Consider the following 15,911-nt stretch of genomic DNA (forward strand, 5'->3'; position numbering starts at 1 on the left):
CATTTATCTTAATCTGTAATTCGGGGAATGCCCTGATCTATTGGAGTAATAATCCTGATTCTTCCTCTTAAATAGAAGAAGCGCGCTTGCGTCTGCTGCCGAATAAGACACTAACCAAATAAATGCCCATGAAGAGAACCATTACACCAGCGGCATAACGATACATAATCGAGTAACTTGTCATGGAAGCAATAACGCCTAGGAGCATGGAGCCCGCGGCTACCCCCAAGTCAATGGAATTATAATAGAGGCTATTCACCATACTATGCTGCTCAGGCGCGCTATTACGCAGCATCCACGCTTGGGTCGTAGGCTGTATAGCTCCAAAGCCAAGGCCATAAAGCAGAGCGGATATCAGCACAAGCGGAAGAGTATTAGCGTAAGAGAGGATTAATAAGCTAGCTATAACGGCAAGTGCGCCGGGAACAAGCACAGGGAATGGACCCATCCGGTCAAATATTCGCCCGGAAATTGGACGGATGACCAAGACGGTAAAGGCAATGAATAAGAAAAACAATCCGATTTGATCCAAATGCTTCTCCTGCCCGAATAGGGCAAGGAATCCTAAAATCCCGCCATAAGTTACGGACATTAAAGTGTTCAAGGCGGCGGGAAGCATTAATCGCCCGATGGAAGCTTTAGGCTGGTTCACCTTAGCTGCAGATGGCTGTGCAGCTCTTACAGGTTGCGGCGGAATGCTGCGGGTCGCAATGAGCAACGGAATAATCATGGCGGCAGCAATAGTACCAATGGTGGATAGAGTGGTGAAGCCATATTCTTTGATGACGGACAAGCCGATCATCGGTCCAATTGACATGGCGATACTTGTCGATAAGCCGAAGTAGCCGATCCCTTCGCCGAGGCGCTTATGAGGAATAATTTGAGAGACAAGTGTAGGAAGTACGGTGCTCGTCATGCCGAAGCCGATACCAAAGGCGACACGCAGAAGCAAAAGCTGGGTCATAGAGCCTGCGGATGGATAGAGCAGCGTGGCTACCGCAGCAAGAGCGATCCCGCAAAAAAGAATCGTATTGCGATGAATGCTGCGCAGCAAGGCAGCAGTAGCGAAGCGAGTCGCTATCGCTGCAAAAGCGAATAGGCTGGTTACTAGGCTGAGCGTAAAGTCGCCGGGGTGAAATTGCTCTTTGGCGTAAGCAGGAAATGGCGATAGCAGCATTTGCAAGCTTAGAAATAAAAGCAAATAGCTGAGGGATAAAATAATAAAGGATTTCGTCCAGAGTTTCTCTTGTTGTCCGTGCATGGTTGTCATTACTCCTTCTGTTTCTCAATTAAGTCTGTTGCCGTACTATTGATTCGGTGAAGCAATTGTAGAATTGTTTCATATTCCTCTTCACTCATCGTTTCTGCGATATCCTCCACCGTACTAAATTCAATAGGCTCGATCTCATCGGCAATTTGCTTTCCTTGTTCAGTAATGAAGACATGGAAGGATCGGCGGTCATGGATGCCAGCTTGTTTCCTTACAAAGCCCTTTGCTTCAAGTGTATCTAGTATCCGCGTTGTAGTGGGCTTGTCCTTGCCAGATCGCTGGGCAAGCTCCTTCTGAATTAAGCCGTCTCTTTCTCTTACACGATAAAGCACAGACCATTGTTCCGGAGTTAGATCATAGCTCTTGATTCGCATCAGGAAAAGCTGTGTCATCTTGCGATGGGCAATTCCAATTAAGAAGCCTAAGGAATGATCCAAGCCTTTTTTATGCATAATAGGTTCACATCCCATCTAATTAGTTGTTATAACAACTATATGTAAAGCAACTTTTATTGTCAAGGGTAAAATAGGATTCATATTGGCTGAAATTTAGGGGAAACTAGGCGAAATCATGCTAAAAGGGGATTAGAAGAATGAAACAGAAAAAAATAATGGTACATACGCTATGGCTAGCGGCAATGGCTTTGCTGCTTATACAAAATTCTGCATTCGCGCAGGGCGGGGTCTTTCATTTTGGTTTCAAGAAGAGCAACAACGGTCAGCTTCCTTCCATTAATGAAGAGGGCTTCAAGGATATCGTGATGAAGCATGGGGCTGTATTTCTGGGGGATACGACAAAAAAAGAGCTATATATGACCTTCGATAACGGCTATGAGAACGGATATACAACGAAAGTGCTTGATGTACTCAAGGAAAAGCAGGTTCCGGCTGTTTTTTTCGTTACGGGACACTATGTGAAGGATCAGCCGCAATTAGTAAAGCGAATGGCGGAAGAGGGGCATTTGGTTGGTAATCACTCATGGAGTCATCCGGATATGACCCAGCTTCAAGCCGGGCAAATTCAGGCAGAGCTGGAGAAGGTGAAGGAGCAGGTCAGCTTGCTTACGGGACGGCAGGAGATGTCCTATCTGAGACCTCCTAGAGGAATATTCAGTGATCAGGTGCTAGCTGTCAGCAAAGAATCCGGCTATACGAATGTATTCTGGTCAGTTGCGTATAAGGACTGGGATGTAAATGCGCAGCGAGGAACTTCTTATGCTTATGAACAGGTCATTAAGCAGCTTCATCCCGGAGCAGTTATTCTGCTGCATACCGTATCTAAAGATAATGCCGGAGCGCTTGGGGCCATAATTGACGAAGCGCGCCGGCAAGGATATGAATTCAAAAGTCTGGACCAAATGGAAACCAGGATGTATGGGGGGGAGCAGTAAAAATTACTGCTCGTCCAAGATGACGGTCCAACCGAATGGATCTGGCACCGTACCAGTCTGTATACCTGTAAGGGTGTCATAAAGCTTGCGGGACAGCTCGCCTGTCTCGCCGTTATTAATGGATAGAGGTGTGCCTAGCCATAGAAGCTCACCAATCGGAGAAATGACGGCGGCGGTTCCTGTGCCAAATGCTTCAATGAGGTGGCCATTCTTATGAGCTTCCACTAGTTCGTCGATAGAGAGCATTCTTTCTTCTACTGGAATATTCCAATGCTTCAGCAATTGAATGATGGAGTCCCGTGTAATCCCGTCCAAAATGCTGCCATTGAGCGATGGGGTTACGATTGTTCCTTGAATATTGAAGAAGACATTCATGCTGCCAACCTCTTCGATATATTTCCGATAGACGCCATCAAGCCATAGCACCTGAGTACTGCCAAGCTTGGTCGCTTCCTCTTGTGCTTTCAAGCCCGCCGCATAATTGCCGGCGGTTTTTGCGTTGCCTACGCCGCCTTTAACGGCACGCACATATTCTGATTCTACATAGATTTTGACAGGGTGGATGCCTTCCGAGTAATAGGAGCCAACCGGAGACAGCAAGATCATAAATTTATATTGCAAGGAAGGCGCAACGCCTAATGCCGCTTCTGTCGCGATAATGAATGGACGAATATAGAGTGAGGTTCCTTCTTCAGCAGGAATCCAGTCGCGATCCGTATAGATGAGCTGCTTAAGAGCTTCAAGCGCCACCTCTTCGTCTAGATGAGGAATGCTTAGGCGTTCATTAGAGCGATTTAGTCTCTGGAAATTTTTCTCCGGACGGAATAATCGAATTTTCCCATCGGAGGTTAAATAGGCTTTGAGCCCTTCGAAAACAGTCTGTCCATAATGAAATACTTTTGCAGCAGGATCTAAAGAGATAGGCTGATAAGGAATAATGCGAGGGTCATGCCAGCCTTGGCCTGCATCATAATCCATAATGAACATATGGTCAGTATAATATTTTCCGAATCCTAGCTTGTCTCCGTCCGGCTTTTGTTTTTTGGAGGAGGTTAATTGTATCTCGATTGTCGGCTTCATAACGGTTAGCATCTCCCTGTATTCGGTATAGTTAATTGAATCGTAACATTAGACGCGGTATATTAATAATATCTGTTTTATGGGATAAGCATACCATAAGGGTATGGGAGGAGAGAATACTATCGATATACGTCAGCTGCGGTATTTTTTGGCGATTGCGAATGAAGGTCAGATAACGAAAGCTGCCAAAGTTCTGAACATGGAGCAGCCTCCCCTTAGCCGCCAGTTGAAGCTGATGGAGCAGGAGCTGAATGTTACCTTATTTGATAGAAGCGGCAAGGGGCTTACCCTTACCCATGCAGGCGAGCTGCTGCGTGAAAAGGCTGAGCAGCTATTGTACCAATTCAATGAGACTTTAATGGAAGTAAAGGAGCTGGATGGAGGTATTCAAGGTACTCTGGCGCTAGGTTCTGTCGTCTCTTGCATTTCCTTGCTGCCACCGCGTATCGAGCAATATCGTCAGCTGTACCCGCAAGTCACTTTTAAAATAATGGAAGGCGATCATTTTCTGCTGGGAAACCAGCTAGAGAGGCGCAGCATAGAGTTGATTGTCGCGAGGCTTCCCTTCGAATCGTCAAGCGATATGCAGCCCTTCAGTGTGCTGAACTTGCCCTCCGATCCCTTCGTTGCTGTTCTTCCCTCTAGTTGGGTCGAGGACAAGGATAAGGAAACGATGAATATGAGCGAGCTGGCGAATTTGCCGTTTCTTACATTAAAGACGGATAAGACGACAGGAATGCATGATCAGGTGATGATAGAAGCGCGAGCGCATGGCTTCGAGCCGAAGGTCATTTGTGAATGCTCCAGTGTTGCAATCATTATGGCACTTGTAGCGGCGGGGATTGGCGCGACGGTATTCCCGAAGTCTGTAATGGCATCCTTCCCGCTGGCAACCATTAAGATGCTGACTATTGCCGATGCTGATTTTCAGTCCGAAGTAGGGATTGTATGGCTCAAGGATCGTTATTTGTCTAAGAGCGCCCAGCAATTTATTCAGTTATTTAAGGAATAGGCAGGCGAAGGCTGTTTCCTTTTATTTGCTTTTGGCTACTGCGAATCCAATAAGAATAATGGACAGCCCTAGCCAAGTTTTCCAGCTGGCTGTTTCTTTCAGGAACAGAAACCCCATTAATAATGAAATAAACAGCTCAAGACCTTTGGATGCGAGCAGTACATAGGAAAGTGTTCCAACTGCTTTATAGCCAAATTTAATACCGTAGCCGATGCATAGATTGATCAGCAGGAATAAAGGGAGCATTAGCAATTGGAACTTGACTGTAGCCCATAGCTGCGGGTCAATATGCTGACTTTGATACGAGAAGATGATATTGACGCCTAATAATCCTGTAACTAGCAATGCGAAGCTATACACGTAATACATGAACTTTTTACCTCCAGATGTAGGGTCATTGTTGCAGGGTGATTTCTTTACGATAACCAAAAGTGTTTCATCTATGCAAAACAGTTTACTCAAACCATTCCACAAGCGTAATCATAGCAAGCAGACCCATAAGAAAAGAGAAGGTGGCGGCTCTTTCATAGCCATGGCCGTGGGTTTCGGGGATAAGCTCTTTGTATACGATAAAGAGCATAGCCCCTGCTGCAAATGCTAAGCCATACGGAACGAATTGAATCGCATATTGGGCTAACTGATAGCCAAGCAAGCTGGCAATGATTTCAATAGCGCCAGTAAGGGTAGCGATGAGTACGGCGAGCAGTCGATTTACGTTTTGATTGACGAGGAATAAGGCGACAAGAAAGCCCTCAGGTGCATTCTGCAAACCAATGGAGAAGGCAACAACGCTGCCCAAATGCTCAGTTTGGCTGGCGTAGCTGGCTCCTACGGACAAGCCTTCCGGCAAATTATGCAATGCCATGGCCATAATGACCATGACCGATTCAGCCGGCAGGGTGACACCAGGGATAGCATGCTGAAGATCGGTATGAGGGACGAATTGCTCCAAAAGACTTAGGATGAATGCTCCCAGCAGGACGCCGAAGCACAGAATGAATAAATTGGAGAGCTTTAATGAAGCGGGAATAAGGCCGTATGTGGAGGCTGCGACCATGATGCCCGCAGTGAAAGCAAGGAGCATATCCATTTTGCGATGAGAAATTTGACGCAGAAATAAGACGGGAAGCGCACCTATTCCTGTCGATAATGCACATAAAATGATTCCGAATGCTACCATAACAATCCTCCTGTATTTCCCCGAATTCAAAGTGATTACCTCTATGGTATTAGCATATGTACAAGCAATAGAAAAAGAATGCTTAATATTGGCCTTACGCCTTAAATTTGGGCTCAGCTATAAGTTTTGCCTAGGGGAAAGATAAAAGGGCTTAAGAAGGATTTAAATGGATGCAATTGTTGGAGAATAACAAAAAAACACTCTCCAGAAGGAGAGTGTTTTTTTTCTTATCCGTGCATGAATAAGAGGGTTATAGAATAGAATGTATTATTTCGTTACGATTAAGCGCCGCAAGGACCAATCAGTTTCCATACGCCCCATGCACCGCTAGTGCTAGGGTTCTCGTTTGTAGTCCACCATTTTGCTTCGTAGATGTTGCCTTCATAGGAAACTTTTTGTGTACCAGTGTAAACTGCGCTTGCGCTCCAAGCTGCTGCGGAGCAAGTTGTAGCTGCAGGTTTAGTAGTTGTCATTACTTCGCTAGCTACAGATACGTTGCCAGCAGCATCAATTGCAGTGATAGAGAAAGTGTAAAGCGTTTCAGCAGTCAAGCCAGTAACTGTGTAATCAGTAGCTGTACCAGGAACAGTAGCTACAAGAGTAGTACCGTTGTAAATGCGGTAGCCAGTTACACCAACATTGTCAGTAGCTGGATCCCACATCAACCAAGCGCTGTTGGAAGTTTTGTCCATAACGTGGAAGCCAACAGCTGCTGATGGAGCTTCAGTGTCAGGACCAGCAGGAGCACCGCTTGTCGTTACGGATAGAACGTTGCTAGCTGCGGATACGTTACCAGCAGCATCAATTGCTTTAACGGAGAAGCTGTAAGCTGTGTTAGCTGCAAGACCAGCAACAGTGTGGTTAGTACCAGTTACAGTAGCAACCAGGTTGCTGCCGTTGAATACTTGGTAACCAGTTACGCCAACGTTGTCTGTGGAAGCATTCCAAGCAAGGGAAACGCTGTTAACTGTAACAGCTGAAGATGCAAGAGCGGATGGAGCTGTAGGCGCTTGCGTGTCAGCAACTGGATTACCAGCGAAGTTAACGTCGATCACATTGTAGAAAGCGTTTACAGTGTCGTTAATTTCCCATACTGCCAAGATAACTTGGTAGCCTGTACGAGCAGGTACATTACAAGTATCCGAGTAGGAGGAAGGTGGTTTTTGACCGCTGTAGTTAACAGAACAGAAAGGAGTAAGATCAAAGGAATCACGAGTAAGAGCAGCGTTAGGATTCCAGTTTTGTTTAGTGATGTAGTATTTCCAGCTAGTTGTTGCATGGTTAGCTGTGATTTTCCAAGTGAATGTGTTTTGTCCAGCAGCGATGTTTACTTTGGACCAACGAGTAGCGGATTGCTCATCAAGCTTAGGGAATGCGCCGGCAGCACTTGCGATTTTGCCGTCAGCAGGACCAGCAGCAGGGAAGCCTTTAAGCGCTTCCAAGCTTTGTGGCTCATAAACGATGGAGCCGCAATCTGTGTTAGTGCCAGCTTTACAAAGAGCTGCACGGCTTGCAGGGCCTTCAACATAACCGTGTGCAAGCGCTTTCTCGGAAAACATAAGAATACAAAGTACAGCCACGATAAGCATACCGAATGCTGCAAGAGTTTTCGAAACGGAAGGGTTGTTCAGACGAAGTTGATTCATAAAATGATAGCCTCCTTTAGTGTGTGTGTTGCATTAATAATTTGAACTTGAGCGAGTAGCTTGTAGAAATTGCATCCCCTCAGTGAAGCATGATCTTCTACCAAGGAGATGCAGTCGTTCAATAACTAGTTGTACGAATTAGTAGGTAAGAATTAAGCGCAAGTACCGACTACTTTCCAAGCGCCCCATGCACCGCTAGTGCTAGGGTTTTCGTTCGTAGTCCACCATTTTGCTTCGTAAACTGTACCGTTAAGCGAAACTTGGGAACCGCCAGTGTAAGCTGCGCTTGCACTCCATGCTGCTGCTGTGCAAGTACCAGTACCGCCGCCGCTGCCAGCAGTTGTAGTTACGGATACAACATTGCTAGCTGCAGATACGTTGCCAGCTGCATCAATTGCTTTTACGGAGAAGCTGTAAGCTGTGGAAGCTGCAAGACCTGTAACATTGTGGCTAGTACCAGTTACAGTAGCAACCAGGCTGCTGCCGTTGAATACTTGGTAACCAGTTACTGCAACGTTGTCGGAAGAAGCATTCCAAGCAAGGGAAACGCTGTTAGCTGTAACAGCTGAAGATGCAAGAGCGGATGGAGCTGTAGGCGCTTGCGTATCACCTGTTGAAGTACCGCCACCGAAGTTAACGTCGATTACATTGTAGAAAGCGTTTACAGTGTCATTAATTTCCCATACTGCCAAGATTACTTGGTAGCCAGAACGTGCAGGCACGTTACAAGTATCCGAGTAGCTGGAAGGTGGTTTTTGACCGCCGTAGTTAACGGAGCAGAAAGGAGTAAGGTCAAAGGAATCACGAGTAAGAGCAGCGTTAGGATTCCAGTTTTGTTTAGTGATGTAGTATTTCCAGCTAGTTGTTGCATGGTTAGCTGTGATTTTCCAGTTGAAAGTGTTTTGACCAGCAGTGATGTTTACTTTGGACCAACGAGTAGCGGATTGCTCATCAAGTTTAGGGTAAGCTCCACTAGCACTTGCGATTTTGCCGTCAGCAGGACCAGCAGCAGGGAAACCTTTAAGCGCTTCCAAGCTTTGCGGCTCGTATACGATAGCGCCGCAATCGGAGTTAGTGCCAGCTTTACAAAGTGCAGCACGGCTTGCAGGACCTTCAACATAACCATGTGCAAGCGCTTTCTCGGAAAACATAAGGATACAAAGTACAGCTACGATAAGCATACCTACTGCTGCAAGCGTTTTCGAAATTGCTGGGTTGTTCAGACGAAGTTGATTCATAAAATAATAGCCTCCTTTATTTTGGGTGTTACATGGCAAATATTAATTTAATTAATTCAGTGCGAACGATGTTAATCAATTAACTTTGCGAATCTTGTAGAAAAATGATAGTGCGCATTTCCTCCCCTGTAAAGTTGTGAACAGAAACGGTTCCAATTACCTATTACCAGATACTCACTCCTTCTATCTTTTGTTTTTATATAAACTCAAGTGAATGAGTCCATATACCTAGTTAGCCATGTTCTTCTAAGGAAAATCATGGGCTTGTTCGAGTCAATCCATATAATACTATAAAATATGAAAGTTGTGTGAAATAATATTTTTTTGAACTTTTACAAATCAATAATAATTATTAATGGGTATCGTTTTATAAATTTACTTGGTTATGCCAATAATCCAAAATTGATGTTAGAAATATGAGTGATTTATGACACTTAGTGTCATGTAAATCTGAAATTCATTGACTGTGATTGAATAGATGAAGCACTCCCCAGGCGGAAGTGACTTTCCGCCTAGGGAGTGCATGGACTTAATTCCTAATTGAAAGGGTAGAGATTACGCGCAAGTACCGATTACTTTCCAAGCGCCCCATGAACCGCTAGTGCTAGGATTTTCGTTTGTAGTCCACCATTTCGCTTCGTAAACAGTTCCGTTAAGCGAAACTTGTTGGCCGCCAGTATAGACAGCGCTTGCACTCCATGCTGCTGCAGTGCAAGTACCAGTACCGCCACCGCCGCCAGCATCAGTTGTTACTGTAATTGCATTGCTGGATGCGGATGCATTACCAGCTGCATCAATTGCTTTGATGCTGAATGTATAAGCTGTGGAAGCTGTAAGACCTGTAACGTTGTGGCTTGTTCCTGTTACAGTTGCAACAAGGTTCGTGCCATTGTATACGCGGTATCCAGTTACGCCAACATTGTCTGTCGCGCTGCTCCAAGTCAGGCTAACAGAGTTAGCTGTTTTGGAAGGGGAAGCAAGGTTAGCTGGTGCAGTTGGTGCTTGAGTGTCGCCGTTGTTGCCGCCGCCACCGTTGCCGAAGTTAACGTCGATCACGTTGTAGAATGCGTTAGCCGTATCTGCAACTTCCCAAACTGCAAGGATAACATGGTATCCGCTGCGATCAGTAGGAACATTACAAGTATCGGAATAAGAGAATGGAGGGCGTACACCGCCGTAGTTCACAGAGCAGAATGGAGTAAGGTCGAACGAGTTGCGAGTAAGTGCACTGTTCGGATCCCAGTTAGCTTTAGTGATGTAATATTTCCAGCTAGCTGTAGCGTGAGCTGCAGTCAACTTCCAGTTGAAAGTTGTTTGTCCGCCAGTAAGGTTTACTTTTGCCCAACGAGTAGCTGTTTGCTCATCAAGAGTAGGGAAAGCTCCGCCAGCACTTGCGATTTTGCCATCAGCAGGTCCAGCAGCAGGGAAGCCTTTTGGTGCTTCCAAGCTTTGCGGTTCGTATACGATATTGCCGCAGTTCGTGTTTTGTCCTGATTTACAAAGTGCTGCGCGGCTCGCAGGACCTTCTACATATCCATGTGCAAGCGCTTTATCTGATAACAAAACCATACAGATGACAGCCAGCAACATGATCCCAAACGATGCTAATAGCTTGTTAGTCGGTGAATTTGATAAACGAATAGATGTCATTTAATAGCCTCCTCTAATTTGGAACTACGGGTTTTGCTTAATACTTTTCTTTCCGTTCGTGCTATGCGCATTCCGTTAATGCAGACGTTAACGCCTCCTCTGATCCTTCGGTATTGCTCGGTCTCCATGTTGAATGCTTGCTTCAGTCGATCAACACTCCTCTCAGATCATTTATTTATATAAACTCGGGTTAGGAGCTCATATACCGCATGGGTAGACAAAAAAGAAAGCCTTTTCATAGAACTCAGTGACAAATAAAAACAGATATTCTCAGGTGGATTAAAGAGAAAATATTGGAATTCTGTCTATTCCTGTCCTGATTATACACTTAACTGTGAACTTTGTGTGAACGAAATTTTTTTAACATAAATTAGATAACAATAATAATTATTGATTGATTACGTTAAAAATTTGTAATAAGAGCTTTATTTCGTTCATTCCACGCAGATACACAGTGTAACACGATACAATAACCAAAATTATCAAAGAATAAACATCTTTTTCAGTATATTGTTTTATGACCGATTTCATTGTACGACGATTATGTCACAATTATGAGTGCCATTTGGCGTATTTAATCAAAAAAATGAGGAATAATTTCACATTGGAAAAATTACCTGTGAAAAAGATCGGCGCAGCATCGTCTGGACGAGGCGGGGAAAAGTCTTGTAAATACAGATATAATAAGAGAAATCGCCTTATAGACGGACTCTTTGCAATCGCTAGCTGAAAGGGTCTGATGGTAGAATTCGCTAAAAAAAATGGATATTCGCTCAACCAAAAGTAGCTCAAAAGATCCCTGCATCTAATCCAATATAGGAAAAATGGACTAAAATTGCTCGGTAGATACAGAACTAGAAATTTCGAGGGTCTTCTAAATTCCGCTTCACAAAAAAGGACAGAGCAGCTGAAACAGTCTGCTCTGTCCTTTTTATTATCCGTCTTCGAATTATTTCAACAGCCACAGCGCGGGTACGTTAGCTGGCTCCCAGCCACTAAGGGAGGTGTGTGATTGACGGCATTCATAGACTGAGCCATTATAAGTGACTGACGTGCCAGCCGTGTAGGACGTGTTAGGCGCCCATGCAGGTATGGCTGGAGCAGCAGCAGTTGTCGCAGATAGAGCGTTGCTGGCTGCCGATTGGTTGCCGGAAGGATCAAAGCCATATACCGTGAACGTATAAGCTGTACTTGGGCTTAATCCTGTAACGGCATAATCCGTAGTTGTACCTGATACTGTAGCGATTAACACGGTTCCGCTATAGATCTTATAGCCGGCTATGCCAACATTGTCTATCGAGGGGCTCCAATGGAGAGAAATCGTGCTTGAAGTTGGCGCACCGACAACTTGCAAGCCGCTCGGAGCCGTAGGATTCTGAACATCAACGACATAGACAGCTGTAGTTGCGTTAACGCTATTGCTGCTTGGCGAGGCATTGCCTGCACCATCATAGGCGGTTACATAGAACGTATAAGCAGTATTTGAATTCAGTCCGGTTACGGTATAGTTTAGTGTTGCGGACGATACTGTAGCTACCAATGATGAACCGTTATAGATTTTATAGCCGGAAACACCTACGTTGTCTGTGGAAGCATTCCATGCTAAGGATACGCTGCTTGGAGTTACGCCTGTTGAAGCAAGCGAAGCAGGTGCAGTTGGCGCTATTGTATCAACGGGGTTGCTGCCTCCGAAGTTGACATCAATGACATTATAAAAGGCATTGGCGGTATCAGCAATTTCCCAGACAGCCAGAATAACATGGTAGCCGGAACGGTCCGTAGGAACGTTACAAGTATCGGAATAAGAGAAGGGTGGGCGAACACCGCCGTAATTTACGGAGCAGAATGGGGTAAGGTCGAATGAGTCTCTCGTAAGTGCGGCTTCGGGATTCCAGTTGGCTTTGGTAATGTAATACTTCCAGCTCGTGGTGGAATGAGCAGCAGTCAATGTCCAATGGAACGTGGTTTGTCCGCCTGAGATATTCACTTTCGTCCAGCGTGTTGAGGATTGTTCGTCCAGTTTAGGGAAGATGCCACCTGCACTAGCTATTTTGCCATCAGCTGGCCCTGCCGCAGGAAAACCTTTTTTGGTCTCCAGGCTCTGAGGCTCATAGACAATAGCGCCGCAATTCGTATTTTGCCCCGTTTTACAGAGATAGGCACGACTTGCCGGCCCATCAATATAGCCATGGGCGAATGCTTTCTGAGAGAGCAGTAGAGCACAAACAAAAGCAATTACTGCTATACCGCAGGCAATTAATAGCTTTGCGGAGATAGGTCGGATCATTTGATTCATAGATATTAGCCTCCTTGTAATTAAATACTATCTTAAAGTAGGTCTTACAGATTTACGCGAGATGCAGAACCTCCTTTCTGTTTAATAATGGGCCGTAGGAAAAATGCTGCTCCTTTCTATAGTCGTCTTTAAATAAAATCATTGAAAAGCTTATACTCTTTATCTATTAACCTTATTGAATCCGATTGATAGATTACGAGTTTTGAATAGCTTATTGAAAGAGCAGATGAAGCGTGTGGGTCATAACGGCATCTATCCGATAAAAATACGCACGAATGATGCATCTATGGGGGAAAGCAGTGATTTATGCGAGGAATAGAACATTTTGCTATAATAAAGCGAGATACGATTAATACATAGGATTGGGGAAGTTAGCCATGCTTTATTTCTTGTTAAAATATAGTTTTTTTCTGTTTGTTGTTTTGTTTCTAGTATTGCGAATAAGCAAAAAGCCAAATAAAATAATTGGCTACGTATGGCTCCTGCTTGTACCTGTCATTGTTCTGTCTGTACTCGGTCTGTTCGTCCAATCCCTTCTGAATTAACCGCTGCGAAAGGCAATGTTGTTTATTTTGTTGCTCCTCGATGTACAAGTTTATTTCACTGTAAATCTGGTTTTATCTATTCTTTTCTGTAATTAATTATTCGCATTTGGGCAAGATTTTAATTGATAAGAGATATTTACCCTTAAATTATATAAAAATCGCCTTTTTAAAGTGTGATAAATCCCCCACAATAGGAACTGAACGAAATCAGTTGTCTTTTTAATCTGCGCAATTTTATCCCTCTCTAAATTTCCAGCCTTATACACTCGAATGAATCCTTAATAAACGTTTGTGACCGATGGACAATCCTCGGTTTATTCACCACGTCTTTTTTGAAGGAGGTGAGGCATCGCCTATTTTCTACAACGGGACTAATGTAAGCGATTTCAAAAAACATGATTAAGGGAGTGTTTAATGAAAAATAACCGCAATCCATAGGTGAAGCAGCAATTAAACCAATTGAAGGAAGAGAAGGGAGACTAGAAGGATGATTGCATCTGCAAATTCTCGACAGGTTCGCCCATTTTTATCTGCTTTTTCTTTTGTATTGATTCTGGCACTTGTATTAACCGGGTTTCAATGGGGGACTCCATTCGCACAAGCGGCGATTCCCGCGAACAACAAAATTATTGTAGGCTACTGGCATAATTTCGATAATGGCTCTAATACGATTAAATTGCGTGATATTTCGGCAGATTATGACGTGGTTCAAGTCGCATTCGCCGAGCCGAGCGGTGGTACGACAACCGGCAATATGGCTTTCACGCCTTATAATGCAACAGTAAGTGAATTTCAATCAGATGTGGCTTTCTTGCAATCTCGTGGTCAAAAGGTATTAATCTCGATTGGCGGAGCCAACGGTACGATTGAACTGACAACGGCTCAAGCAAAGCAGACCTTTGTTACTACGATGAAAAATATCATTGATGCTTACGGCTTCAATGGATTCGATATTGATCTTGAGGGCAGCTCGCTTTCTTTGAATGGCGGCGACACCGACTTCAAAAATCCGACTACCCCCAAAATTGTAAACCTTATAACAGCATCCAAGGAAATTATCAATAGCTACGGTCCGGAATTCCTCCTGACTATGGCGCCCGAAACGGCCTATGTTCAAGGGGGGGCTAATGCTTATGGAGGACCGTGGGGGGCTTATCTTCCCGTTATTTACAGCCTTCGCAATGAGCTCGACTATTTGCATGTCCAGCACTATAACACGGGAACGATGCTTGGTCTGGATGGAAAGTCCTATGCACAAGGCACGGCTGATTTCCATGTCGCTATGGCCGAGATGATGCTGGCTGGATTCCCCGTAGCGAATAATCCAAATAATATGTTCCCTCCTCTTCGCCAAGATCAAGTGCTGATCGGCTTGCCTTCTTCACCACAAGCGGCAGGCGGCGGCTACACGACTCCGGCGAATGTGCAAAAAGCGCTTGATTATTTAATTAAAGGGAAATCATTCGGCGGGAGCTATGTACTGAAAAATCCGGCAGGATATCCCGAAATGAAGGGTCTAATGACCTGGTCAATCAATTGGGATAAGTACTTCAACTTTGAATTTTCGCGCAATCATCGGACATATTTGAATCAATTCGGTTCAGGTGGGGGCGTGACAGATACTACCCCTCCTAGCGTACCAGGCAATCTGCGCTCGACAGGCAAAACATCAAGCAGTGTCAGCCTAGCATGGAATGCTTCGACAGATAATGTAGGGGTATCGGGCTATACGGTAACCTATGGCACGACGACTGTGAATGTGGCAGGAACAAGCACAACGATTAATGGCTTGTTGCCGAATATGGCATATACGTTTACGGTGAAAGCCAAGGATGGAGCAGGCAATAGCTCAGAGGCAAGTGCTCCGCTGCAAGTCACGACAGAGGAGGCCGTTGTGGATACGGCACCGCCGACTGTACCGACCAATGTACAGTTGACGGGAAAAACTTCCTCCAGCGCCAGTCTGTCTTGGAACGCCTCCACCGATAACGTGGCCGTAACGGGCTACACGGTAACGTATGGCACAACGACGGTGAACGTATCGGGAACAAGCACAACGATTAATGGCTTGTCACCGAATACAGCATATACATTTACGGTGAAGGCAAAGGATGGAGCAGGCAACTTATCGGCAGCAAGCTCTCCGCTATCCGTGACGACAGATGCAGCTGCAGTATGTTCAGTTGCGGCATGGAACGCAACCACCGTGTATACAGGTGGACAACGCGCCTCGTATAACGGCAGCAGCTATGAAGCGAAGTGGTGGACACGAGGTGATCAGCCTGATCAAAGCGGGACATCCGGAGTATGGAAGCTGATTGGACCGTGCGGCGATACAGGCGGTGACAGCATTGCGCCATCGGTACCGAGCAATGTAAGCGCAAGCGGAGCAACGGCTTCGTCGATTAACCTGTCGTGGACAGCTTCAACAGACAATGTCGGGGTAACCGGGTACATCGTAAGCTATGGCACAACAACGGTGAACGTAACCGGCACTTCGACAACGGTATCTGGCCTGAATCCGGGCACAGCATATACGTTCACAGTCAAGGCTAGAGATGCAGCAGGGAATGTATCGGCTGCGAGCGTTCCGGTGCAAGCTTC

Annotated in this window: 12 protein-coding genes; 3 read left to right on the plus strand and 9 right to left on the minus strand. The window is 45.2% G+C overall.

Features of this window, described 5'->3' with window-relative positions:
• Positions 1–67 precede the first annotated feature (67 nt).
• Together AC50YO_RS11415 and AC50YO_RS11420 are read right to left on the minus strand one after the other, a co-directional pair.
• Positions 68–1,261 carry an MFS transporter gene (locus tag AC50YO_RS11415; protein ID WP_494846952.1) on the minus strand — a complete coding sequence of 398 codons (1,194 nt, stop codon included), beginning with the start codon at positions 1,259–1,261 and terminating at the stop codon, positions 68–70.
• Between the two features lie 8 nt (positions 1,262–1,269).
• Positions 1,270–1,722: a MarR family winged helix-turn-helix transcriptional regulator gene (locus AC50YO_RS11420; protein ID WP_494846953.1), complete on the minus strand. Its 453-nt coding sequence runs from the start codon at positions 1,720–1,722 to the stop codon at positions 1,270–1,272.
• A 185-nt stretch (positions 1,723–1,907) separates the two neighbouring features.
• Here AC50YO_RS11420 and pdaA point away from each other — a divergent pair, with 185 nt between their 5' ends.
• Positions 1,908–2,660, plus strand: a complete 753-nt coding sequence (gene pdaA, locus AC50YO_RS11425; protein ID WP_494846983.1) for a delta-lactam-biosynthetic de-N-acetylase — start codon at positions 1,908–1,910, stop codon at positions 2,658–2,660.
• A 3-nt stretch (positions 2,661–2,663) separates the two neighbouring features.
• Here the strand turns inward: pdaA and AC50YO_RS11430 are convergent, their stop codons facing one another.
• Positions 2,664–3,740 carry a branched-chain amino acid aminotransferase gene (locus AC50YO_RS11430; RefSeq protein ID WP_494846954.1) on the minus strand — a complete coding sequence of 359 codons (1,077 nt, stop codon included), beginning with the start codon at positions 3,738–3,740 and terminating at the stop codon, positions 2,664–2,666.
• Positions 3,741–3,861: 121 nt separating this feature from the next.
• Here AC50YO_RS11430 and AC50YO_RS11435 point away from each other — a divergent pair, with 121 nt between their 5' ends.
• On the plus strand, positions 3,862–4,752 hold the full coding sequence (locus AC50YO_RS11435) for a LysR family transcriptional regulator (protein ID WP_494846984.1): 891 nt from the start codon (positions 3,862–3,864) through the stop codon (positions 4,750–4,752).
• A gap of 21 nt (positions 4,753–4,773) precedes the next feature.
• Here the strand turns inward: AC50YO_RS11435 and AC50YO_RS11440 are convergent, their stop codons facing one another.
• The 6 genes from AC50YO_RS11440 to AC50YO_RS11465 all read right to left on the minus strand — a co-directional run bounded on the left by AC50YO_RS11440 (position 4,774) and on the right by AC50YO_RS11465 (position 12,762).
• Positions 4,774–5,121, minus strand: a complete 348-nt coding sequence (locus AC50YO_RS11440) for a hypothetical protein (RefSeq protein ID WP_494846955.1) — start codon at positions 5,119–5,121, stop codon at positions 4,774–4,776.
• An 85-nt stretch (positions 5,122–5,206) separates the two neighbouring features.
• On the minus strand, positions 5,207–5,932 hold the full coding sequence (locus tag AC50YO_RS11445) for a ZIP family metal transporter (RefSeq protein WP_494846956.1): 726 nt from the start codon (positions 5,930–5,932) through the stop codon (positions 5,207–5,209).
• A 281-nt stretch (positions 5,933–6,213) separates the two neighbouring features.
• The gene (locus AC50YO_RS11450; protein ID WP_494846957.1) at positions 6,214–7,578 is read right to left on the minus strand and encodes a lytic polysaccharide monooxygenase; all 1,365 of its coding nucleotides are present in this window, start codon (positions 7,576–7,578) and stop codon (positions 6,214–6,216) included.
• Between the two features lie 152 nt (positions 7,579–7,730).
• Positions 7,731–8,816, minus strand: coding sequence for a lytic polysaccharide monooxygenase (locus tag AC50YO_RS11455; protein ID WP_494846958.1), 1,086 nt, complete (start codon positions 8,814–8,816; stop codon positions 7,731–7,733).
• A gap of 555 nt (positions 8,817–9,371) precedes the next feature.
• A complete protein-coding gene (locus AC50YO_RS11460) occupies positions 9,372–10,466 on the minus strand; it encodes a lytic polysaccharide monooxygenase (protein ID WP_494846959.1) in 1,095 nt (364 codons plus the stop codon).
• Between the two features lie 949 nt (positions 10,467–11,415).
• Positions 11,416–12,762 carry a lytic polysaccharide monooxygenase gene (locus AC50YO_RS11465; protein ID WP_494846960.1) on the minus strand — a complete coding sequence of 449 codons (1,347 nt, stop codon included), beginning with the start codon at positions 12,760–12,762 and terminating at the stop codon, positions 11,416–11,418.
• Positions 12,763–13,794: 1,032 nt separating this feature from the next.
• Between AC50YO_RS11465 and AC50YO_RS11470 the strand changes: the two genes are divergently transcribed.
• On the plus strand, positions 13,795–15,911 hold a 2,117-nt coding region (locus AC50YO_RS11470; RefSeq protein ID WP_494846961.1), incomplete at its 3' end, for a fibronectin type III domain-containing protein.

The organism is Paenibacillus sp. J22P59 (assembly GCF_059383895.1).

Coding starts and splice junctions, on each gene's coding strand:
- AC50YO_RS11430 (WP_494846954.1), bottom strand. CDS start 3,740: ATGAAGCCGACAATCGAGATACAATTAACCTCCTCCAAAAAACAAAAG.
- pdaA (WP_494846983.1), top strand. CDS start 1,908: ATGGCTTTGCTGCTTATACAAAATTCTGCATTCGCGCAGGGCGGGGTC.
- AC50YO_RS11415 (WP_494846952.1), bottom strand. CDS start 1,261: ATGCACGGACAACAAGAGAAACTCTGGACGAAATCCTTTATTATTTTA.
- AC50YO_RS11420 (WP_494846953.1), bottom strand. CDS start 1,722: ATGCATAAAAAAGGCTTGGATCATTCCTTAGGCTTCTTAATTGGAATT.
- AC50YO_RS11450 (WP_494846957.1), bottom strand. CDS start 7,578: ATGAATCAACTTCGTCTGAACAACCCTTCCGTTTCGAAAACTCTTGCA.
- AC50YO_RS11445 (WP_494846956.1), bottom strand. CDS start 5,932: ATGGTAGCATTCGGAATCATTTTATGTGCATTATCGACAGGAATAGGT.
- AC50YO_RS11465 (WP_494846960.1), bottom strand. CDS start 12,762: ATGAATCAAATGATCCGACCTATCTCCGCAAAGCTATTAATTGCCTGC.
- AC50YO_RS11460 (WP_494846959.1), bottom strand. CDS start 10,466: ATGACATCTATTCGTTTATCAAATTCACCGACTAACAAGCTATTAGCA.
- AC50YO_RS11440 (WP_494846955.1), bottom strand. CDS start 5,121: ATGTATTACGTGTATAGCTTCGCATTGCTAGTTACAGGATTATTAGGC.
- AC50YO_RS11455 (WP_494846958.1), bottom strand. CDS start 8,816: ATGAATCAACTTCGTCTGAACAACCCAGCAATTTCGAAAACGCTTGCA.